The following is a 21,939-nucleotide window of genomic DNA, read 5'->3' on the forward strand; positions in this document are numbered from 1 at the left end:
TTGGCAAAATCCCGATCCACTTTCGTGTGCCAAGCCTGTGGTGCCGTCACCAGCCGTTGGCAGGGCCGCTGTGATGCCTGCGGCGAGTGGAACACCATTGTCGAGGAGATAACCGACTCTGGAGTCGGCGCTGGCCCGAAATCGGCCAAGGCTGGTGGACGCCCGACCAATCTGGTGCCGCTGTCCGGAGAGACCGAGAGTGCCGCCCGAGTTGTAACCGGGATAGGCGAACTCGATCGGGTCACCGGCGGTGGGTTCGTCAAAGGTTCGGCATTGCTGGTCGGTGGTGACCCGGGAATTGGCAAGTCCACGCTGTTGCTGCAATCGGCAGCGTCCTTGGCGAACCAAGGCAAGCGTGTGGTTTATGTGTCGGGTGAAGAAGCCGTTGCGCAGGTTCGGCTGCGTGCCCAACGCTTGGGTCTGGGAGAAGCGCCGGTTCTGCTGGCAGCTGAAACAAATGTCGAGATTATCCTCGCGACACTGGAAAACGGCGCGGCGCCCGACCTCGTCATTATTGACTCGATCCAGACGCTTTGGACTGATCGAGTGGACAGCGCGCCGGGAACGGTGACGCAGGTGCGCACCTCCGCACAGGCGCTGACGCGATTTGCTAAAAAGAGTGGCGCCGCCGTAGTTTTGGTCGGCCATGTCACCAAGGACGGACAAATTGCGGGGCCGCGCGTTGTCGAGCACATGGTCGACGCAGTGCTCTATTTCGAAGGCGATACCAGTCACACCTTCCGCATCCTGCGCGGCGTCAAGAATCGCTATGGTGCTACGGATGAGATTGGCGTTTTCGCTATGACCGAGCTTGGTCTCGAGCAAGTTGCCAATCCTTCGGCTTTGTTCCTGGACCAGCGCGACGAAGGTGCTGCCGGCTCCGCTGTTTTTGCCGGCATGGAAGGCACGCGCCCTATCCTTATCGAGATTCAGGCGCTAGTGGCCCCTTCCCCGCTCGGCACGCCGCGTCGGGCGGTAGTTGGATGGGACTCGTCCCGGCTTTCGATGATTCTAGCGGTTCTCGAGACGCGGTGCGGTGTGCGCATCGGTGCAAATGACATTTACCTGAACGTGGCGGGTGGCATGCGCATCAGCGAGCCAGCTGCCGATCTGGCGGTGGCTGCGGCCCTGATTTCTTCCCTTACAAGTTCACCGCTTCCTTCGGACTCCGTTTACTTCGGGGAGGTGTCGCTTGCTGGTGGCGTTCGACCCGTCGTGCACGGATCGTTGCGGTTGCGGGAAGCGCAAAAGCTTGGGTTCAAGTCCGTCTCTACTGGGCGCATCGGCAATGCCGATCGCAACACTGGGCTTGAGGTTTCGGAGTTCAGCGCCCTGGCCGAACTGGTGGGTCGGATCGCCGCCAATGGCAAGCCACGCGAAGCGCAGCGGGACGAGTGGTAGGCTCGTCACCATTTCTGGGTAGATCGCCTTGCAAGATGCCGGCAAGCCTTGGCATTGCTGCGTAAAGTCGTTAAACGAAGCCAACACAGCCGGGGCGGCTATTGGAGCTAAGCGAACAAATATGCTGACAGCGTTCGACGTTGGTGTGGGTGTGCTGGTGCTGATCTCGGCAATTCTAGCCACTGCGCGCGGGCTGACCCGTGAAGTACTATCCTTGGCCACATGGGCGGGCTCTGCGGCGATTGCCATCTATATGTGGCAGTATCATCCCGAGATTGCCCGGCAATATATCGATGAGGCGCTCGTTGCCGACATCGCTACTGTCGTCGTGACGTTTATCGTCTCGCTGATCGTGCTGCATCTGCTGACTATGCGTATCGCCGATTTCGTGGTCGACAGTCGCGTAGGTCCAATCGACCGCACCCTTGGCTTTGTGTTTGGCGTGCTGCGCGGCATCTTGATCGCCATCGTCGTGACCATATTCGGCACCTGGCTTCTGCCCAATAATCTTCCGCCATGGGCTGCCGAGTCGCAGTCCTTGCCGCATCTGCAAAGCATGGGCAACACGCTGATCTCGATGCTTCCAGAAGGCCTGGAACAACAGGTTACTGAAATTCTGAAGGGCGGCACCGGTATTACCGAAGATACAGATGTACCCAATACACCTGTTGACGAAGGTACTGACGCGACGGAAGACAGCACTGTCACCGACTCTGATCCCGCGCCAGCGGCACCTGTTTGATAACCAAGAGGTGAGCGCCCGGCGTTCATCACAAGGCTGACCGCCCGGGATGAGTAGTGGTCTGGCTGAGCGTTTTGGGCTATGGGTGCGGTACAACCCACATCCTGGCCTTGGCCGCACCTTGCGGCGCCCGCCCTGCGGTTAAGGCAGCACTGGCATGGAGAGCCCGGTGAACCGTCCAAGCGATGACGCTTTCGATCTTGATGGCGATACGCTGCATGAAGAGTGCGGCGTCTTTGGTATTCTGGGGCATCCCGATGCGCCTACCCTAACGGCGCTGGGCTTGCATGCCCTGCAGCATCGCGGACAAGAAGCGGCTGGGATCGTGACCTTTGATGGGCGCCAGTTCCATTCAGAGCGTCAGTTGGGCCTTGTCGGCGACCATTTCACCGATCCTGCCACGCTCAAGCGCATCCCGGGCAACATGGCCATGGGTCATGTGCGCTATTCGACAACGGGCGAAACCATTCTGCGCAATGTTCAGCCGCTGTTTGCCGAACTTGAAGTTGGCGGGATTGCGATTGCTCATAACGGCAATCTCACAAACGGGCTGACGCTGCGCCGCCGGCTCATCGCGCAGGGAGCTATCTGCCAGTCGACATCGGACACCGAAGTCGTTCTGCATCTGATCGCCCGCTCCCAGCGCTCGTCATCGTCCGACCGCTTTGTTGACGCGATCGGGGCTGTGGAAGGCGCCTATGCCATGGTGGCCATGACACGCACCAAGCTGATCGGGGCGCGGGACCCTAACGGCATTCGTCCGCTCGTTCTGGGCGATCTCGACGGCAAGCCGATCTTTGCTTCGGAGTCGTGTGCACTCGACATCATCGGCGCCAAATTTGTGCGCGATGTTGAAAACGGGGAGGTCGTGGTCTGCGAACTACAGGCGGACGGATCGATAACGATCGAATCGCTCCGCCCTTTCCCGGCGCGGCGCGAGCGCATGTGCCTCTTTGAGTATGTCTACTTCGCGCGGCCTGATTCGGTTGTTGCCGGGCGGAGTGTTTATGGTGCTCGCAAGCGCATGGGTATGAACTTGGCCAGGGAAGCCCCGGTCGAAGCCGATGTGGTGGTGCCGGTACCCGACGGCGGTACGCCGGCGGCGATCGGCTTTGCCCAGGCCAGCGGAATACCGTTCGAGCTCGGCATCATCCGCAATCATTATGTCGGGCGCACCTTTATCGAGCCGACGCAGTCCATTCGCGCTTTCGGAGTGAAGCTAAAACATTCCGCGAACCGCCACGAGATCGCCGGCAAGCGTGTGGTGTTGATTGACGATTCAATTGTCCGCGGCACGACATCGGTGAAAATTGTGCAGATGATGCGCGATGCAGGTGCAACCGAGGTGCATATCCGGGTCGCCAGCCCCATGATCCATTTTTCTGATTATTACGGCATCGACACGCCCGATCCAGACAAGCTCCTGGCCAACCAGCACAAAGATCTGGCCTCCATGTGCAAGTTCATCGGGGCCGACTCGCTGGAATTCCTCTCGATCGACGGTCTTTACGATGCAGTGGGTGGGGAGCCGCGGAACAATGCGGCGCCGCAATTTACCGACCATTATTTCACCGGCGACTATCCCACGCAGTTGACCGACCTTAACGGCCGCTCCAAGAACGAGCCGAAACAGATTTCTCTTCTCAAGGAAGCGGGCTAATGGCGCAGACGACGACGGACCTCGCAGGCAAGGTCATTTTGGTGACGGGTGCTTCGCGGGGTATCGGCTATGCGGCTGGTCTCGAAGCTGCACGGCGAGGCGCTCATGTTGTCGCTGTTGCGCGAACTGTTGGCGGGTTGGAAGAACTGGACGATGAGATCCAGGACCTTGGCTCATCGGCAACGCTGGTGCCGCTTGATCTGCGCGATGGCGATGCGATCGACCGGCTCGGCGCTGCGATATTCGAGCGTTGGGGCGCACTGGATGGATTGATTGCCAATGCCGGCCAATTGGGCGTGCTGAGCCCCCTGCCTCATGTGAAGCCTGAAGACTTCGAAAAGGTGATGGCGGTAAACGTTGCCGCCAATTACCGGCTGTTGCGCTCTACCGACCTTTTGTTGCGCCAGTCTGATGCCGGTCGTGCTGTATTCGTTTCCTCATCTGCGGCGCGGTCAGCGCGCCCGTTCTGGGGGTTATATGCCGCCAGCAAGGCTGCCGTGGACGCCATGGTCAAATCCTATGCCGGGGAGACCGCCCAGACCAAGGTGAAGGTGAACGTTGTTTACCCCGGCGCGGTGCGCACCGCCATGCGCGCCAAGGCCATGCCGGGAGAAGATCCTGCGACCTTGCCGACGCCGGCCGATATCGCTCCTCGGATCGTTGATCTCCTCAGCCCACAGTTGCAGGAAACAGGCAAATTGTTCGACGTGCCGACAGGCTCTTTTTCCGAACTCTAGGACGGCGTCATGGTCAATCTGCGTGCTGTGCGACCTGACGATCTGCCCATGCTCTACCAAATTTGCCTTGTGACAGGAGCGGCGGGGCAAGATGCTTCCCGGTTGCACAATGATCCGGATCTGATCGGTCACATTTATGCGGCGCCTTATGCGGTGCTGGAGCCCGCACAGGCGCTGGTGGCAGAAGACGAGCAGGGCGTCGCCGGCTATCTGGTGGGCACCTTCGACACCGACCGGTTTGCTGAGCAGCTGGAGCAGCACTGGTGGCCTGCTCTCCGCGAGCGCTATGCCGATCCGACGCGCAAGCTGACCGAAGCTGATCGTGCCCGTGTTGAATCTATCATGCAGCCAGAGCGCAATCCCGCGGACCTCGTGGAGACTTATCCCGCCCACATCCATATGAATTTGCTGCCGCGGCTGCGGGGCAAAGGAATCGGACGCGCGCTGGTGCAGAAGTGGGTGGTACAGGCGCGTGGCGCAGAAGTGCGTGGCATTCACCTTGGAGCGAGCGCCGGCAATGCAGGGGGCATTGCCTTCTGGCAGAAGGTTGGCTTCACGCCAGTCAAGCGTACGGACCGGACCGCCTGGTTCGGGATGGCGCTCGCCTAGCAGCCTGGATCAGGCTGCCGCATTCTGCTCGAGCTGAGTCATCATGATCTTGTCGATGCGCCGGCCATCGAGGTCCAGAACCTCGAACTTCCAGCCATTGTGCTCAAAGGTTTCGCCAACGCTTGGCAGGCGGTTGATGATGGACAGCACGTAACCAGCAACAGTTTCGTACTTGGCATCGCGCGGTATGGCGAGCTTGAGCTTTTCACCGAACTCGTCCACGGGCATCCAGCCGGCAACGAGGTAGGAGCCATCTTCGCGTTTAACGATGGCCGGGTCGTCGCCCGTTTCCTCCTGGAAGACGCCAGTGATGACCTCAAGGATATCACCCGAAGTAACGATGCCCTCGAAGTGGCCGTATTCATCTACCACCAGAGCCATGTGCACGGTGGAGTTGCGGATGGCGCGAACGACGTCCAGGGCGTCGGCGTGATCCATGACCACAGGTACGGGCTGGACGAATTTGCGCAAGTCCAACGGCTGACCATTGGCGAAGACGCCGATGATGTCCTTGATGGCGACCACACCGATGATGGAGTCAGAATCGCCGTCCTGCACAAGCAAGCGAGAGCGATGGGTGTCGAGGATCGTACGGCGAATTTCGTCGCCATCGTCAGCCAGATCGACCACGTCGACATCAAGGCGCGGCGTCATCAGGCCACGCGCGGACCGGTCGGCGAGGCGCATCACACCCGAGATCATCGAGTGCTCGTCGCTTTCGATAACGCCGGCCGTCGTGGCTTCGGCAATAATGGTTTTAACTTCTTCTTCGGTGACCGTTTCCTCGGTTTCACCCCCCTGCCCCAGCAAGGTCAAAACGGCCTTGCCCGATATGTCGAGCAGCCAGACGAGAGGAGAGCCGATTGCCGCGATGGTTTTCATCGCGGGAGCAACTCGAGCGGCTACGCCCTCGGCGTCTCGTAGGGCGATCTGCTTGGGCACGAGTTCGCCGATGATCAGCGAAATATAGGTGATCAGGACCACCACGATGCCTACGCCCAGCACGTCGGCCAGATTAGCGGCCATGCCGATGGACTTGAACCAGTCCGTCAGACGCAGGCCCAGCGTGGCGCCGGAGAATGCACCGGACAGAACGCCAACAAGTGTAATGCCGATCTGAACCGAGGAGAGGAACTTTCCGGGATCTTCAGCCAGCTTGATGGCCGTCGCTGCCCCTCTGTTGCCCTGGTCAGCCATGTTGCGCAGCCGGGCGGGCCGCGCAGAAACCACTGCCAATTCTGACATTGCCAACAAGCCGTTGACGACGGTCAGAACCACGACGATCAAAATTTCAGCGAACACTATTTTTCATTTGGATGCGGCCCCGCACTCAGCATCGGGTCGCTTAAGCCGGCTGAATATAGGTGAGCGGCAGCCGCTTCGCCATGGCCATGCGCAGAAATTTGCGCCTAGCCCAGACGACGCTTTTGTTTGTCGTTGTAGGGGTTTTCGCTGCCGCCACGAACCCATAGGCGAATCGGGGTACCCTTGATGTCAAAGGCTTCACGGATGCCGTTGATCAGGTAACGCTGATAGGCCATGGGCAGGACCTCCGGCCGAGACGCGAAGAGGATGAAGCTTGGCGGCCTGGTCTTGGCCTGCGTCATATAGCGCAGCTTGAGCCGGCGGCCGGACACGGCCGGAGGTGGATGGCTCTCGACCATGCCAGCGAGCCAGCGATTGAGGCGCGCCGTCGAAACGTGGGAATTCCAGGAGCGTTCGATCTTGAAGATCGCGTCCATCAGCTTGTCGATGTTCTTGCCTGTGAGACCCGAAAGGGTCACGAGAGGCACACCGCGCAGCTGTGGCAAGAGGCGCTCGCATTCTTCGCGCAAGGCTGAAAGCGCTGCGTTTTTGTCTTCGATCAGGTCCCATTTGTTGAGCGCGATGACGAGAGCACGGCCCTCGCGTTCCACAAGATCGGCTAGGGCCAGATCCTGCTTCTCGAATGGGATTGTCGCATCGAGCATCAGCACAACGACTTCGGCGTACTGGATCGAGCGCAGGCTGTCGCCAACGGCGAGCTTTTCGAGCTTTTCGGTGACGCGGGAGCGGCGACGGATACCGGCAGTGTCAACCAGATTGATGACGCGGCCTTCCCATTCCCAGGGCACAAGGATCGAATCGCGCGTGATGCCCGCCTCGGGGCCGACCAGGACGCGGTCCTCGCCCACCATGCGATTGATAAGGGTGGATTTGCCCGCATTGGGACGACCCACGATCGCCACATTCAGGTAGCGCTTGGGGTTCCAGCGCAGGGTTGCTTCTTCACCCTCGCCCTCGAGCATGTCCTCGGTGATGTCGACATCCACCTCGGGCATCTGGTCGAGGTCGGCAAACCCTTGGTCCTGCTGTTCAGCGGCGGCCTTGTCGATGGCGGCCGAGACGATGGAGTAGAGCTCCGACAAGCCAAGTCCATGTTCGGCAGAAAGCGGGATGGCTTCGCCGAAACCGAGCTTGAAAGCTTCAACAAGGCCCGCTTCGGCAGCGCCGCTTTCGGCCTTGTTACCGACGAGGTGGACATCCTTGCCAGCCTTGCGCAGCACTTGGGCGAAGCGCTGGTCGAGCGGCACCACGCCTGCGCGCGCGTCGATCATAAAGAGGATGATGTCGGCTTCCCTGATCGCGATCTCGGTCTGCTGGCGCATGCGATCTTCAAGGCTGCCGTCCTTGACGTCTTCATAGCCAGCCGTGTCGAGCACCCGGAAGGTCAGATCGGCAATCCGGCCTTCGGCTTCCCGGCGGTCCCGGGTGACGCCGGGCGTATCGTCCACAAGGGCTATCTTGCGGCCAACGAGGCGGTTGAAGAGCGTTGACTTACCAACATTCGGGCGACCGACAATGGCGAGTGTGACGGTCATGCTGAATCAATCTTTCGGTCAGTCAGAGGCAAGTGGAAATTATTGTGCGGCAGGTGCAGGCTCCGGCGCAAGCGGCGCGGCTTCTGCCGGAGGAGCCACAGCCTCCGGCTCAGCTTCTGCGGCAGCTTCCTCGTCAAGGGGAGCGCCTTCTGCGAGCAGCTGGCCAAGGTAATAGCCCATGCGATTGCGCGTGGTGCCATTGGTGTATGGATCGTTGACCACGGCTTCGAAGCTTGCCTGAGCGGCGGCGAGATCGCCAGCCTTGTATTGGGCAAGGCCCAAGGCTTCACGAGCAGAATTGCGCAGCGGATTGCCGTCGGCAGCAATTGTACCCACGCGGGCCTCGACATCAGCCAGCGTCCCCGTATCAACCAGCAATGTGCCGGCTAGCACCAGTGCCAGTTCCCGCAGGCGGGCGTCCGATTGTGTGTTGGCCAGGCTATCATAAGCTGCCACGGCTTCTGCCGTCTTACCTTCACGGGCGAGAACACCAGCCTTGCGGAACTCCGCCAGCACCGGGTAGCTGCCGGAACCATTGGCGATCACAGCGTCGAGCTGCGTCGTAGCGCCCGCGAGGTCGCCGGCCTCGATCAGGTCGAAAGCCTTGTAGAGCTCGTCGGAAGAAGCTGCGGCATTGTTGGAATGGTACCAGGTCCAGCCTTCATTGACCGCCACCAGAGCCACGACAGCAATTGCAGCCCCAATGACATAAGGCGCAAAACGACGCCACAAAGCACGCATGCGATCGCTGCGCAGCTCCTCGTCGACTTCGCGGAAGATATTGTCCTGGGACATGGCCTGCCTAAAACTGGGTAGATGGATGGGGCGCACGTTTAGCACGCCACCGGGGGAATGCAAACGAAGGGGTGAAGCCAGCGCCGCTGCGCCCGACTATTCCCACTCGATCGTACCCGGGGGCTTGCTGGTCACATCATAAACGACGCGGTTGATGCCGCGCACTTCGTTGATAATACGGGTGGCTGTGCGGCCCAGGAAGTTGAGGTCGAACTGGTAGAAGTCCGCCGTCATGCCATCAACTGACGTGACGGCGCGCAGGGCGCAAACGAACTCATAAGTGCGACCATCGCCCATGACACCGACGGTTTGAACCGGCAACAGCACGGCAAAGGCCTGCCAGATCTTGTCGTACTGGCCGGACTTGCGGATTTCGTCGAGATAGATCGCGTCTGCCTTACGCAGGATGTCGAGCTTTTCAGGCGTGATGCCGCCCGGGCAGCGGATTGCGAGGCCTGGGCCAGGGAATGGATGCCGGCCGATGAAGCTCTCGGGTAAACCGAGTTCGCGGCCAAGCACGCGAACTTCGTCCTTGAACAGTTCGCGCAAGGGCTCGACCAGCTGCATGTTCATGCGCTCCGGCAGGCCGCCCACATTGTGGTGCGACTTGATGGTGACTGACGGACCGCCGGTGAACGAGACGGATTCGATCACGTCGGGATAAAGCGTGCCCTGGGCCAGGAATTCTGCCCCGCCAAGCTTTTTGGCTTCTTCCTCAAAGGTTTCGATGAAGAGGCGACCAATGATCTTGCGCTTGGTTTCGGGATCGGACTGACCATCAAGTTCGCGCAGGAAGCGTTCGGATGCATCCACGTGAACCAGCGGGATATTGTACTCGTCGCGGAACATGGTGACGACCTGTTCGCTCTCGTTGAGCCGCATCAGGCCGTGATCCACATAGATGCAGGTCAGCTGATCACCGATTGCCTCATGGATCAGGACCGCTGCGACAGAGGAATCAACACCGCCAGAAAGGCCGCAAATGACCTTGCCCGTGCCCACTTGGTCACGGATCTTCTCGATCATCTTGTTGCGGTAGGCGGACATGGTCCAATTAGATGGTATGCCGCAGATGTGGTGCACGAAATTGGCATAGAGCTTCGCGCCATCGGGCGTGTGCACCACTTCGGGGTGGAACTGCACGGCCCAGATGCGGCGCTCTTCATTAGCGATCATGGCGAAGGGCGCATTTGCCGAGATGCCGACGACTTCAAAGCCTTCAGGCAATTCGACGACGCGATCACCATGGCTCATCCAGACCTGGTGCTCGCTGTCCAGATCCCAAACGCCCTCAGTGAGGCTCGACGGTTTCTTGACGGCCAGTTCAGCGCGGCCATATTCGCGATGGTGTCCGGCCTCGACCTTGCCGCCCAAGGCCATGCAAAGGGCCTGCTGGCCGTAGCAGATCCCCAGGATCGGCAGATTGGCTTCCAGGATAGCGGGATCAATCGTGGGCGCGTTTTCGTCCAGCGTCGATGCCGGGCTGCCCGACAAGACGATCCCCTTGGGCTGCATGGCCTTGAGGGCCGCGGCTGCATGCTGAAAGGGATGAATCTCGCAATACACGCCGGCTTCACGGATGCGGCGCGCAATCAGCTGCGTGACTTGCGATCCGAAGTCGACAATGAGGATGGATTGCGGATGATCGAGAATGTCTGGGCTTTGCATGGCGAGGGATTAGCTCCGCGGCGGATTTTACGCAAGGTGGAAGGCGGCATGGCCGCCTTGCGAATTTCCCGGTCGCGTGCGATCCCCCTTGGGATTGCTTGCAGCAGGAATTCAGTGTGACCGAACAGAGATTGCTTGGCGCCGATTTTCTGCGCGCTGACGCCTGCATGATGGTGCTTCTGCATCATTTGGCCTATCGCATGCCCGCCGACAAGGTGCCGGCTCCATTCACGGGCCTGCATGGCTTTCTTGTGATGGGCAGTTTCGGCGTTTCGGTGTTTTTCGTGCTCAGCGGGTTCCTCCTGTCGCGGCCATTCTGGGTGGCGCTGGACAGCGGCAAGCCGATGCCCTCCTTGCCTGTATATGCGCTGCGCCGTGCTGCGCGCATCCTTCCCGGGTTCTGGCTGGCTCTTCTGGTGAGCCTGCTTGTTGGGCTGGTGATGGGCGCCTCGCGGGTTGATGCCGAGCAGGGCGTTCGATTTCTCGCGGGCTTCTTGCTGCTGAGTGACTGGCACTGGGTCACACTGTTTCCCGTAGACAATAATGGTCCGCTCTGGTCGATCGGGTTCGAGGCGACCTCCTATGTGCTGCTGCCCCTGTGCCTCCTGGCGCTGTTTGGGTTAAACCTTCGCGGTTGGGCGGCACGGTTTGCGTGGGTTGGTGTTGTGGCGCTTGTGCTCTGCGTGCACTGGATGGTGGTTCGCTGGGCACCAATCGATGAAGTTGGGCGGGGCTGGGAGCATGGCCTTATCGGCGGGGCTAAGGCCTGGATGCCATGGTTCAACCCCGTGGGGTTCTTTGCCGTTTTCGCCGTGGGGGCGTTGGCGGGAGGGGTACAAATCACCGTATCCACCATGCGGCACTGGTTGTTTGATGTCCTTGGGTTGATGGCTCTCCTGGCAGCAGGAATTACCATTGTTCTGCATGTGGGGGGACAAACGGAAGGGTTTGGATGGCTGGGGATCCCGTATGCGTTTCCCTGGTTGCCGCTGTTTGTTGGTGTGGCCCTCCTAGCCCTGCCCTCTTCGGTGCTGGTGGGCAGGCTGCTCGACAATCGAGTGAGCCGCTTCCTGGCCGCCATATCGTTCGGGATCTATGTCTGGCATTTTCTGCTGATCGAGATGCTGGCGGATCTGGTGCCGCCGAGCTTCGATACGAGCGGGGATGCAGCCTGGACGGTGTGGCTCTGGTCCAGTGCTGCGGTGATTGCACTCAGCTTTGCCATCGCAACGATCAGCTTCTTCTGGCTGGAGCGGCCGATCGTGCAGTGGGCGCGTCGGCTGGAGGGACAGCGCAAGCCGTTGAGGGCGGCTCCTGCGGCTAGTTCATGATGGCGATCGAAAGGTTCAGCGCGCTGGCGAAGGCGACCCATGCCAGATAGGGCGCAAACAGCCAGACGGCGAGCTTGTCATGTCGGCGCGCCGTCGCGATGAAGCCGATGATGGCGGCCAGGAGCGCGACGATGATGGCGAAGGCGAGCCAGGGCATATGGGCAATGAACCAGACGGGCGACCAGATCCAGTTGAGCAGCATCTGGGCAAACCAGAACTTCATGGCCGTGCTGCCCCGATCCGCCATCCAGATGCGCCAGCCGGCGATTGCGATCAGCACGTAAAGCGCTGACCAGACCGGGCCAAAGAGCCAGCTGGGCGGGTTGAAGAAGGGCTTTTCGAGATTCTCGTACCACTCGCCCGGGGCCGACAATTGGCCGATCCAGAAGCCGACCCCAAGCACGATCACCAAGAAGGCTGCAAGGATCAGCCAGGAACGGGGTTGGCGATAGTCGGCTGTGGCGGTGGACATGTGGGGCACACTCGTTGATCGGTTCGGGGGAGAACGCGGCCTTGTGCCGAGTGGTTCATTCCCTAGCCATTGCGCCGCATGGCGTTGAAGTAAAAGCCGTCGGTTTGGGTCAGCCGGGGGGTGAGCGAGACACCAGATTGCCGGGTCAGCACTTGCGGCGGTGGTTCGGTGCCGAAGGCCGATTGCCAAAGCTCGCTAGGCGGAATGGAGGCAAAGTCAGGGTGGCGATCGAGGAAGGCGGCGATCTGGTCGTCGTTCTCTTCGGGCAGGATCGAGCAGGTGATGTAGACCAGCGTGCCGCCCGGTTTGAGGAAACGAACAGCATCGTCGAGGATCGCGGCCTGCTCAGATGCGCGTTGCGCCAGAAGTTCGGGGGAGAGCTTCCACTTTGTGTCGGGTCGGCGGCGCCAGGTGCCGGTGCCGGTGCATGGCGCGTCGATCAGGACGCGGTCCATCTTGCCGGCGAGATCGTCGAGCGCTCCAGGCTCGGGGGCACGGACCTGCACATTGCGAGCGCCATTGCGCTTGAGGCGGTCGTAGATGGGGGCGAGGCGATTGCGATCGCTGTCGAAGGCGAAGATCTGGCCCTTGTTGCCCATGGCAGCGGCCAGGGCCAGCGTCTTCCCGCCAGCGCCGGCGCAGAGGTCGAGCACCTGTTCGCCGCCTTTGGCTGCGGCAAGAAGTGCCACGATCTGGCTGCCTTGGTCCTGCACCTCGAACCAGCCCTTGAGATACCCTTCGTCGGTGGTGACGTTGGGGGTGCGGGCATCACGCGGCCCGGCGGGCATGGTGACGCCCAAGGGCGAGATGGCAGTCTCGACTGGGTTGAAGCGCGCGAGGGATTTCAGCACGCGCTCGCGCTGCGCCTTGAGGGTGTTGGTGCGCAGATCGAGCGAAGGGCGGCCGGCCATGGCTTGCCCTTCGGCGATCCAATTGTCCGCGAAGGCCCGCTCGAAAGAAGGAGCGAGCCATTCGGGCACATCAGCAAGATTATGGCCGGCCGTGGTGTCGGGGAGCTGGCCGACAAGGCGAGCCTGCTCGTCATCGGTCAGCGGCTCGGGGGCGTGATTGTCGGCTGCAAAGCTGTCGCTAAGGGCGGCGGGCTCTTCGTTCCAGTCCCGCACGGCAACGGCGAGCACCAGGGCGCGCGGGCTGTCGCTGCCCATGAGCGCTGCGTGTGAAGCGCGGCGGCGCAGGGCATCATAAACGAGATTGCCGATCGCGGCGCGGTCCCCTGCCCCAGCAAAGCGGTTGTTCAGGCCCCAGGCTTTCAGAGCCTCCGACACGGGCCGCTTGCGGGTTTCCACATCGGTAAGGACTTCGATTGCAGCGGATAGGCGACCAGGCAGACGCATCAGACACTCGGGGTTAGAACCAGGAGGCGAAGCACGAGCCATAGCCAGAGAAGGGCAAGGACGGCAAGGCCGGCCGTGTAGAGGGCGAAGCGGCGATAGACGCGATTGGTGGTGACGTGAACAAAAGCATGGGCATAGCGGAGCGCGACGAAGAGCCAGGCGAGCACGAGTTCAATCCAGCTAGTGGAGGTGCAGACGAGCGTGAGGATGGTGGCAAGGTAGAAGAGGACAGGCAGCTGGAATTGGTTGTCGAAGCTATTGGAGAGGAGGCGGGCGCGGAGGGGATAGGCGGTGCGGTCCACTGCAATATCGGCAACAGCAATTTCGCCCGACTTTACCCGCGGCACGCGCTCGCGGCCCATCAGCAGGAGGATAATGAGGGTGAGGAGAACCTGGGCGGCAATTGCAAGGACGAGGAGCTTGGCGTTGGGGGTCACTTCATCAGGCTCCGGCGCCGATTCAAGGTGCAGGGCTAAGGGTTTGCCGCGGAAAGGGTTCCGGCAGACGTGCCAAAGCGCCGCCCCGGGTGCGGTGATGTCCAGCGTGCAAGTGGCGAGGCAATGCCTCGAAGTAGTTTGTGTAGTGAGACAGAGCCTCGCCACTTGCGATGGGTTTTTCCGGCGCGCGCGACCCTGGTCCCTGAGCCTCCCAGAGGCATTGGTGACACTTCCGCTTGCCTACGGGGATCACGAACATCCCCGCCCCATCTGACAACCACACTAGCCGGTTCGCGCGACCCGCTGGGTGATGTGGTTGGTGAGGGGAGAATAGCGCAGGGTGATTGTGAGGGGAGAAGGGGGAAAGATTTGGGAGTGGGAAAGGCCCCCCACCCTGGCCCTCCCCGCAAGGGGGAGGGTGAACGCGGTGGGTGGGTGGCCATCGATCCATCCACAAACGCTGTGTCATCCCGGGCTTGACCTGAGGAGACTGCACCTGCGGAGCAATCGTTAAGTATAGAGCCCCTCGGATCAAGTCCGAGGGCAGGCTCTCGGGGCCGGCCCGAGGGTGATGACGGGTGGGTGAGCGGCAAACCGGCCCGGCTAGTAGCCCTCATGGTGAGCCTATCCAACCAGGAGGGGATGGCACCACAAGCCTCCACTCGCTCGACCTCCTGGTTCGACAGGCTCACCATGAGGCATTTGGGAGGTCAGCGGTTGGGAGAGATGGCGTCATAGCTCGGATCGTCATCCTCGGGCTTGACCCGAGGACGCTGTAGTTTTGGGGCGCTGATGAAGTGAAGAACCCGCGGGTCGAGCCCGAGGGTGACGAGCAGGAATGGCGGTGCGCCCCCTGCCCTGCATGGGTTGCCTTAGCGGGCGCTACGGTAGTTCGGTGCCTCGCGGGTGATCGTCACGTCGTGGACGTGGCTTTCGCTGAGGGCGGCGCCGGAGATTTTAACAAAGACGGAATTGTCGCGGAATTCCTGTAGGTTATGGGCGCCAGTGTAGCCCATGGAGGCACGGAGGCCGCCCGCGAGCTGGTGGAGAACGGCGCCGGCAGCGCCCTTGTAGGGCACCTGACCTTCTATGCCCTCGGGGACGAGCTTCATCTGGTCGCGAACGTCCTGCTGGAAATAGCGGTCGGCGGAGCCGGAGCCCATGGCGCCGACGGAACCCATGCCGCGGTAGGATTTATAGGAACGGCCCTGGTAAAGGTAGACTTCACCGGGGCTTTCGTCGGTGCCGGCGAGGAGCGAGCCGACCATGACGCAGGAGGCGCCACCGGCAAGGGCCTTGGCCATGTCGCCGGAGAATTTGATGCCGCCGTCGGCGATTACGGGAATGCCCTGCTTGGCGCCTTCTTCGGCACAGGCCATGACAGCGGCCAGCTGGGGCACGCCGACGCCCGCTACAATGCGGGTGGTGCAAATCGAGCCGGGGCCGATGCCGATCTTGACCGCATCGGCGCCAGCATCGATCAGGGCCTTAGTTGCTTCGGCCGTGGCCACATTGCCGGCAACGATACGGGTCGCGTTCGACTCGCGCTTGACGCGCTCTACTGCTTCCGCGACGCGAACGGAGTGGCCATGGGCGGTGTCGATCACGAGGAGATCGACGCCGGCGTCGATCAGCGCCTGGGAGCGCTCGAAACCCTGGTCGCCCACCGTCGATGCCGCGGCAACGCGCAGGCGGCCCTGCTCGTCCTTGACGGCATTGGGGTTGAGCTGGGCTTTTTCGATGTCCTTAACGGTGATCAGGCCAGTGCAGCGGTAATCGGTGTCGACGACGAGGAGCTTTTCAATCCTGTGTTTGTGCAGCAGGACCTTGGCTTCGTCCTTGCTGACGCCGTCCTGGACGGTGATGAGATTTTCATGCGTCATCAGCTCGCGGATCGGCTGCGCCGGATGTGAGGCGAAGCGCACGTCGCGGTTGGTGAGGATGCCGACGAGCTTGCCCGTGGCGCGGCCACCCTTGCCGCCATTTTCAACAACTGGAATGCCGGAGATGCGGTTGGATTGCATCAATGCGAGCGCATCGGCCAGAGTCGCGTCAGGGCCGATGGTGATTGGATTGACCACCATGCCGCTTTCGAAGCTCTTGACCATGCGGACCTGCTCGGCCTGCTCTGCGGCGGTCAGGTTCTTGTGGATGACGCCCAAGCCGCCTGCCTGGGCCATGGCGATGGCCATGGCGCTCTCGGTGACCGTGTCCATGGCCGAGGAAATGATCGGCAGGTTGAGCGCTATGTCCTTGGTGACAAAGGTCGATATATCGGTTTCACCCGGGAGCACGTCGGAGCGCGCGGGCTGCAACAGAACGTCGTCAAACGTCAGAGCCGACTCGCCAGTGATGGTGGTGATAATCTTCGCCAAGGCCAGACCTTTCCTGCCTTCTGATTGTCTCAGAAATGTTGGAGTGCGAACCGGGCAAGGGTGGCGCCGGGTTCAGGTTGGCGAGGGTCAATAGCACCACGGCTAAAGCTTGCATAGTGCGGGAGGCGCAGACTTGCCCTGCAGGAAACTTCCATACAAGGGGCGAGTTCTGCTTTTCACCTTGGCTGCAAAGGTTCATACTTGCCCGGCCTGCCCTGGCGCGTGTCGCGATTCCTCCCGGTTTGATGATCAATATCCGTGTTACCCCGCTGATTCTGGCGGTCGCCCTGTTCATGGAACAGATGGACTCGACTGTGATCGCCACGTCGCTTCCTGCCATTGCCCTGGATATTGGCACCGAGCCCATTGCCTTGAAGCTGGCGCTGACGGCCTATTTCGTGGCGCTGGCTATTTTTATTCCCATTAGCGGATGGATGGCTGACCGGTTCGGGGCCAAGAATATCTTCCGGCTGGCAATCCTTGTGTTCATGCTAGGCTCGCTTGCCTGCTCTTTTGCGTTTTCCCTGGAGACCTTCGTTCTGTCGCGGTTCTTCCAGGGAATCGGATCCTCGATGATGACCCCGGTGGGGCGGCTGCTGCTGGTGCGCTCGACGCCACGATCCGAACTGGTTGCCGCCATGGCGTGGCTAACCGTTCCCGGATTGCTGGGGCCGCTGACCGGACCACTGATTGGCGGGTTCCTGACGACCTATCTCAGCTGGCACTGGATCTTTTGGATCAACATCCCCATTGGCATTGCCGGCATCATCCTGGCCGGTATTTTCCTCCATGTCCCAGATGAGCGGCATCCCCGGCCTACCGACTTTGTTGGCTTTATCCTCGCGGCGATCTCATTTTCGGGCACGGTGTTCGGCCTCTCGGTTGTGAGCCTGCCGGCGCTGCCCATCATCTATGGCTATCTCACCCTCGCAATCGGTATCGTCTCGGGCATTCTATATTTGCTGCATGCAAGGCGGACAAAATATCCACTGCTTGACCCTGCCCTGTTTCGGCATCGGCTGTTTAGGGCGTCGGTCGTGGGGGGCTCGGTGTTCCGTATCGGTATTGGAGCCGTGCCGTTCCTGCTGCCGCTGACCCTTCAGTTGGGCTTTGGGCTCAATCCGTTTCAATCGGGTGCCATCACCTTTGTGTCGGCCATCGGCGCCATCATGAGCAAGTTTCTCGCCGAGCGGGTGTTTGCACGCTTGGGGTTTCCGCGCGTGCTGGGCTTTTGCGCCATGATGGGCGGATTGCTGATTGGGGCACAGGGGTTCTTTGATGCACAAACGCCGGCGGCAATCATCATGGCAGTGCTGTTGTGCGGCGGCATTTTGCGCTCGGTGGTGTTCACCGGGTCCAATGCCATGGGCTATGCCGATGTGGCCGATGACGAGGCGAGCCAGGCGACCGCCATTGTAGCGGTGGGACAGCAGCTCAGCATTGCTGCGGGCGTGGCGGTTGCCGGCGCAATTCTCGAGATCAGCACGCGGCTGCGGGGAACCGAGCTGTCTATCATCGATTTTCAGACGGCGTTCTTTGTGGTGGGCGGCCTCAGTGCACTGGCCGGCCTTGTTTATTACCGGCTGCCGGCGGACGCCGGGGCAGAAGTCTCGGGCCATGTCATGGTTCGGGCGCAAAAGGAGTGACCGGGCTTCAACCCGGCTTTTGAACATTGTCGCGCATCACCCCCCTGATTCTTGCCACCGCCCTGTTCATGGAAAACATGGACTCGACCGTGATTGCCACCTCTCTGGCCGCCATCGCAGCCGATATCGGCACCACGCCCATTTCGCTCAAGCTCGCGTTGACGGCATACCTTGTGGCGCTGGCGATCTTTATTCCCATTTCGAGCTGGATGGCGGACCGGTTTGGGGCGCGCAACGTGTTTCGGGTGGCCATGGCCGTGTTCGTGCTGGGGTCCATCGCCTGCGCCTTTGCCAATTCGCTGGGGTTTTTCGTGGGCGCGCGGTTTCTCCAGGGCATGGGCGGTGCGTTGATGACGCCGGTGGCGCGCCTGGTGCTGGTGCGTTCGACGCCGCGGCATGAGCTGGTCAATGCCATGGCGTGGCTGACCATTCCGGGGCTGATCGGGCCGATCGTGGGGCCGCCCTTTGGCGGGTTTCTCACCACCTTTTTCAGCTGGCACTGGATTTTCTTGATCAATGTTCCCATCGGCATTCTTGGGATCTTGCTGGTCAGCCGGTTCCTGCCGGAAACCATGCGCAACGAGCCGCGCCGGATCGATCTGACGGGCTTTGCCTTGGCGGGGCCGGCCTTTGCCCTGTTTGCCTTTGGCACCTCGGTGATCAGCCTGCCTGCCCTGCCCCCAATGATCGGGGTAGTTGCGACGGCCATGGGCATTGGGCTTGCGGTGCTTTATGCGCGCCATGCGCTATCGACCGACAATCCCCTGTTCAACCTGCGCCTGCTGCGGTTTCCATTCTTTCGCAGCTCGGTGATTGCCGGCACGTTTTTCCGGCTGGGCCAAGGGGCCATACCGTTTCTGTTTCCGCTCATGCTGCAGCTGGGCTTTGGTTATAGCCCGTTCGAATCGGGCATGATCACCTTTGCCGGGGCCGTGGGGGCGATCATTGCCAAGTTCGTGGCGATCGGCATTTTCGTGAAGATCGGGTTTCGCCTTGCGCTGGTGCTATCAACAGCGGTTTCGGCGGGAGGGCTGTTTGCGATGGGGCTTTATACGCCCGAAACGCCGATCCTCGTGATCATCGCGATCCTGATCTTTGTGGGCTTTTGGCAGTCGGTATTCTGGACGGGCAGCGGGGCGTTCGCCTTTGCCGATATAGACGACAAGGACGCGGGACAGGCTAATGTGATGAGCCAGGTTTCGGTTCAGCTATCCATTGCGCTGGGCGTGGCGCTGGGTGGTGGCATGCTGGAGGCCAGCACGGCGCTGCGCGGTGGGGAAATCACGCTGATCGACTTCCACACGGCCTTTATTATCCTGGCCATTGTGTGCCTGGTTTCAACGGCGCTGTTCTTGCGGCTGCCGCGCAATGCCGGTCATCAGCTGACGAGCAAGCCCGCGGGGCACTAGGCTAGCGGTCGTCTTCGGGCTCGTCTTCCGATGCCGGCGTGTTGCCCTTGAAGCCCTTGGCGATCAGATAGGCCTCGGCCGAGTCGGAGCGGCTGGAAGGCGGCTTGGCGTGAAAGGTGGTACGGAAATGGCGCTTGAGCATGTGCAAAAGCTCGTGCTCGGTGCCGCCCTGGAAAACCTTGGCGACAAAGGCGCCATTCGGCGCCAGCACGTTGAGCGCAAAGTCGGCCGCGATTTCGATCAGCTGGACGATGCGCAGATGATCGGTGGGGCGATGGCCGGTGGTGGGCCATGCCATGTCGGACATGACCAGATCGGCCTTCTTGCCGCCCATGGCGTCGATCAGCATTTGCGGAGCGTCGTCCTCGGTGAAATCCTTTTGAAGCAGGATCACGCCGGGGATAGGGTCCATTTCGAGGTAGTCGATACCGACAACCAGGGGATTGGCTTCGGTGGAGCCCACGGCCTTGGCTGCCACCTGGCTCCAGCCGCCGGGGGCGGCGCCCAGATCGACCACGCGGGTGCCCTTATGGAAAAGCTTATGCTTTTCGTCCATTTCCTTGATTTTGAAGGCCGCGCGGGAGCGGTAGCCTTCAGCGCGGGCGCGGGCCACATAGGGGTCGTTGAGCTGGCGCTCGAGCCATTTGGTGGAGGACACCTTGCGGCCCTTGGCGGATTTGACGCGGATCTTGAGGTCCTTGTCGGACTTGCGCCCGCCAGTACCCAGAGCTTTATCCACCATTGCTGTTCCTCCGAGGGTAACGCGCGGCGCGCGATGAGTTGCGGTCCGCATCCATGAGCGAAATCAGGATGCCCTCGCGCAGGCCACGGTCAGCCACGCGCACGCGTTCGGTCGGCCATTCGCGCCGGATCGCCTCGAAAATGGCACAGCCCGGCAGGACGAGATCGGCGCGATCGCGGCCGATGCAGGAATGGGCCACGCGGCGCTCGAAGGGCATGCCCAGGAGCACTTTCATGGTCTCATCGACCTCAGCCCGCTTCATCCAGAGACCGTCCACCTTCTGGCGCTCATAGCGCTCGAGGCCAAGATGGAGGCCCGCGAGCGTGGTGACGGTGCCCGAGGTGCCGATCAGGTGAACGGGATGATTGGCAATCATCTGGCGCAGCTTTTCGCGGCCGCGGAACTGGCGCAGATGCTCGGAAACGAAAGCCACCATGTCTTCAAAAACTTGCGGGGTGACGTTGACGCCGCCAAAGCGCTCGGCAATGGACACAACCCCCACCGGCAGGGATTGCCAGGAGCGGATGGACGCCGACATGCGGCCTTGCGCCTTGGGCCGGCCGCCGCGGAAGTCGAGCCAGGCGAGCTCCGAGGAACCGCCGCCAATGTCGAACATCAAGGCGCCGGCAGCACTCGATTCGATAAGGTCGGCGCAACCGGTGACAGCCAGTTCGGCCTCGGTGCGCCGGTCAACGATTTCAAGCTCGATGCCGAGCTCGTTCTTGACGCGGTTGATGAAGGCGGGGCCGTTTTCGGCGGCGCGGCAGGCTTCCGTCGCGATCAGGCGCATGCGGGCGGGCTGGTGCTCGCGCAGCTTGTTGCGGCAGTGGCGCAGCGCTTCCATGGTCCTTTCCATGGCGGCATCGCCCAGGCGACCAGTGACGGAAACGCCCTCGCCCAGCCGGACGATGCGGGTAAAGCCATCCAGAACGCGGAAGCCATGGTCGTGTGGGCGGGCGATCAGAAGCCGGCAATTATTGGTGCCCAAATCGAGCGCTGCATAGATGGCACCACGGTGCCGGCGCGGACTGGGGGCGGGCATTGTCCGCTTTTCCGCTTGGAGCACGGGCGCACTTGGCCCTGCCCTTCCCGCCGGTTCCTGAACCGACGGCTCACGGATTGCCGCTCCGTCCAAAGACGGCATGACGGCAGCGGACCGATCGGAATCGGTCACGGTATTCTCCTGACGTGCGCGGTCGCGTGACCGGCTCACCGGATCGCGCCCGACGCACTGTTATTGCGTGTCAGGAACCAAGGTAATGCAAGGGGACGATCTGCGCAATGGCATGTGCGGGAGGGGGGTACAAGTGTCGGTTTGACTTCCTGCTCTTTGATCAGTGAGATCAGAGTTCCTGGAGTCTCAAATGCCATTAAACCTCTTCATCGATACGAATGTCTTCCTAAATTTCTTCCACTTCAGCGGTGAAGATTTAGAGGAACTTAAAAAGCTGACCGTCCTGATCGACGAGGGGGAGATTGCCTTGTGGTTGCCGAAGCAGGTTTGCGATGAGTTTCACCGCAACCGCGACGGCAAAATCAAGGACGCTATGGCGGGCACGCCACAGAAGTTTATGGAGCGCACCCTATTTTGACCGGACATGTGGCATAGCTGATAAGGCATAGGCATACGCCTATGAGTACGACTATGTCCAAGAGTGCCGATGAGCCGTTTCGACGGGTCGAAGTGATTACTTCCGTG

19 protein-coding genes are annotated in these 21,939 nt (G+C 61.2%); 9 read left to right on the forward strand and 10 right to left on the reverse strand.

What is annotated here, in order from left to right:
- The 5 genes from radA (at nt 1) to DDE77_RS12590 (ending at nt 5,149) form a co-directional block, all read left to right on the forward strand.
- Nucleotides 1-1,401 carry a DNA repair protein RadA gene (gene radA, locus DDE77_RS12570; RefSeq protein WP_108397799.1) on the forward strand — a complete coding sequence of 467 codons (1,401 nt, stop codon included), beginning with the start codon at nt 1-3 and terminating at the stop codon, nt 1,399-1,401.
- 121 nt (nt 1,402-1,522) lie between these two features.
- Nucleotides 1,523-2,143, forward strand: coding sequence for a CvpA family protein (locus tag DDE77_RS12575; protein WP_108397800.1), 621 nt, complete (start codon nt 1,523-1,525; stop codon nt 2,141-2,143).
- Nucleotides 2,144-2,312: 169 nt separating this feature from the next.
- A complete protein-coding gene (gene purF / locus DDE77_RS12580) occupies nt 2,313-3,803 on the forward strand; it encodes an amidophosphoribosyltransferase (RefSeq protein ID WP_245895222.1) in 1,491 nt (496 codons plus the stop codon).
- Nucleotides 3,803-4,540, forward strand: coding sequence for an SDR family NAD(P)-dependent oxidoreductase (locus DDE77_RS12585; protein ID WP_108397802.1), 738 nt, complete (start codon nt 3,803-3,805; stop codon nt 4,538-4,540). The genes purF and DDE77_RS12585 overlap by 1 nt, the downstream gene beginning before the upstream one ends.
- A gap of 9 nt (nt 4,541-4,549) precedes the next feature.
- Complete coding sequence (locus DDE77_RS12590; RefSeq protein ID WP_108397803.1) at nt 4,550-5,149, forward strand: GNAT family N-acetyltransferase; 600 nt, start codon at nt 4,550-4,552, stop codon at nt 5,147-5,149.
- Nucleotides 5,150-5,158: 9 nt separating this feature from the next.
- Here DDE77_RS12590 and DDE77_RS12595 read toward each other — a convergent pair whose 3' ends face one another.
- The 4 genes from DDE77_RS12595 to guaA form a co-directional block, all read right to left on the reverse strand.
- Nucleotides 5,159-6,436 carry a hemolysin family protein gene (locus tag DDE77_RS12595; RefSeq protein ID WP_170116519.1) on the reverse strand — a complete coding sequence of 426 codons (1,278 nt, stop codon included), beginning with the start codon at nt 6,434-6,436 and terminating at the stop codon, nt 5,159-5,161.
- 122 nt (nt 6,437-6,558) lie between these two features.
- Nucleotides 6,559-8,010 carry a ribosome biogenesis GTPase Der gene (gene der, locus DDE77_RS12600; RefSeq protein WP_108397805.1) on the reverse strand — a complete coding sequence of 484 codons (1,452 nt, stop codon included), beginning with the start codon at nt 8,008-8,010 and terminating at the stop codon, nt 6,559-6,561.
- Nucleotides 8,011-8,049: 39 nt separating this feature from the next.
- Entirely contained in the window at nt 8,050-8,805 is a 756-nt protein-coding gene (locus DDE77_RS12605) for a tetratricopeptide repeat protein (protein WP_108397806.1), read from the reverse strand.
- 96 nt (nt 8,806-8,901) lie between these two features.
- Nucleotides 8,902-10,473: a glutamine-hydrolyzing GMP synthase gene (gene guaA / locus DDE77_RS12610; protein ID WP_108397807.1), complete on the reverse strand. Its 1,572-nt coding sequence runs from the start codon at nt 10,471-10,473 to the stop codon at nt 8,902-8,904.
- 116 nt (nt 10,474-10,589) lie between these two features.
- On the opposite strand from guaA, the gene DDE77_RS12615 reads away from it, so the two are divergent.
- Nucleotides 10,590-11,804: an acyltransferase family protein gene (locus tag DDE77_RS12615; RefSeq protein WP_245895225.1), complete on the forward strand. Its 1,215-nt coding sequence runs from the start codon at nt 10,590-10,592 to the stop codon at nt 11,802-11,804.
- On the opposite strand, the gene DDE77_RS12620 is transcribed toward DDE77_RS12615, so the two are convergent.
- From DDE77_RS12620 to guaB, 4 genes are all read right to left on the reverse strand, one after another.
- Complete coding sequence (locus DDE77_RS12620) at nt 11,794-12,276, reverse strand: TspO/MBR family protein (RefSeq protein ID WP_108397808.1); 483 nt, start codon at nt 12,274-12,276, stop codon at nt 11,794-11,796. The two genes, DDE77_RS12615 and DDE77_RS12620, sit on opposite strands and share 11 nt — an antisense overlap.
- 62 nt (nt 12,277-12,338) lie before the next feature.
- Nucleotides 12,339-13,631 (reverse strand): RsmB/NOP family class I SAM-dependent RNA methyltransferase, encoded by a 1,293-nt coding sequence (locus DDE77_RS12625; protein WP_108397809.1) that lies wholly within the window; start codon nt 13,629-13,631, stop codon nt 12,339-12,341.
- Entirely contained in the window at nt 13,631-14,068 is a 438-nt protein-coding gene (locus tag DDE77_RS12630) for an MAPEG family protein (RefSeq protein ID WP_157959812.1), read from the reverse strand. Before DDE77_RS12630 ends, DDE77_RS12625 begins: the two co-directional genes overlap by 1 nt.
- An 872-nt stretch (nt 14,069-14,940) precedes the next feature.
- Nucleotides 14,941-16,443, reverse strand: coding sequence for an IMP dehydrogenase (gene guaB / locus DDE77_RS12635; RefSeq protein WP_108397811.1), 1,503 nt, complete (start codon nt 16,441-16,443; stop codon nt 14,941-14,943).
- Nucleotides 16,444-16,688: 245 nt separating this feature from the next.
- On the opposite strand from guaB, the gene DDE77_RS12640 reads away from it, so the two are divergent.
- Nucleotides 16,689-18,089, forward strand: a complete 1,401-nt coding sequence (locus DDE77_RS12640) for an MFS transporter (RefSeq protein ID WP_245895227.1) — start codon at nt 16,689-16,691, stop codon at nt 18,087-18,089.
- Between the two features lie 26 nt (nt 18,090-18,115).
- Nucleotides 18,116-19,498 carry an MFS transporter gene (locus DDE77_RS12645; RefSeq protein ID WP_108397812.1) on the forward strand — a complete coding sequence of 461 codons (1,383 nt, stop codon included), beginning with the start codon at nt 18,116-18,118 and terminating at the stop codon, nt 19,496-19,498.
- 1 nt (nt 19,499) lies between these two features.
- Here DDE77_RS12645 and DDE77_RS12650 read toward each other — a convergent pair whose 3' ends face one another.
- Both DDE77_RS12650 and DDE77_RS12655 read right to left on the reverse strand, forming a co-directional pair.
- Nucleotides 19,500-20,291 (reverse strand): RlmE family RNA methyltransferase, encoded by a 792-nt coding sequence (locus DDE77_RS12650; protein ID WP_425430750.1) that lies wholly within the window; start codon nt 20,289-20,291, stop codon nt 19,500-19,502.
- Entirely contained in the window at nt 20,230-21,414 is a 1,185-nt protein-coding gene (locus DDE77_RS12655) for a Ppx/GppA phosphatase family protein (RefSeq protein WP_245895230.1), read from the reverse strand. Before DDE77_RS12655 ends, DDE77_RS12650 begins: the two co-directional genes overlap by 62 nt.
- 190 nt (nt 21,415-21,604) lie before the next feature.
- Here DDE77_RS12655 and DDE77_RS12660 point away from each other — a divergent pair, with 190 nt between their 5' ends.
- Nucleotides 21,605-21,832, forward strand: coding sequence for a PIN domain-containing protein (locus DDE77_RS12660; RefSeq protein WP_108397815.1), 228 nt, complete (start codon nt 21,605-21,607; stop codon nt 21,830-21,832).
- The last annotated feature ends 107 nt before the right edge of the window (nt 21,833-21,939 follow it).

This window comes from Devosia submarina (assembly GCF_003056345.1).
GTDB classification, from domain to species: domain Bacteria; phylum Pseudomonadota; class Alphaproteobacteria; order Rhizobiales; family Devosiaceae; genus Devosia; species Devosia submarina.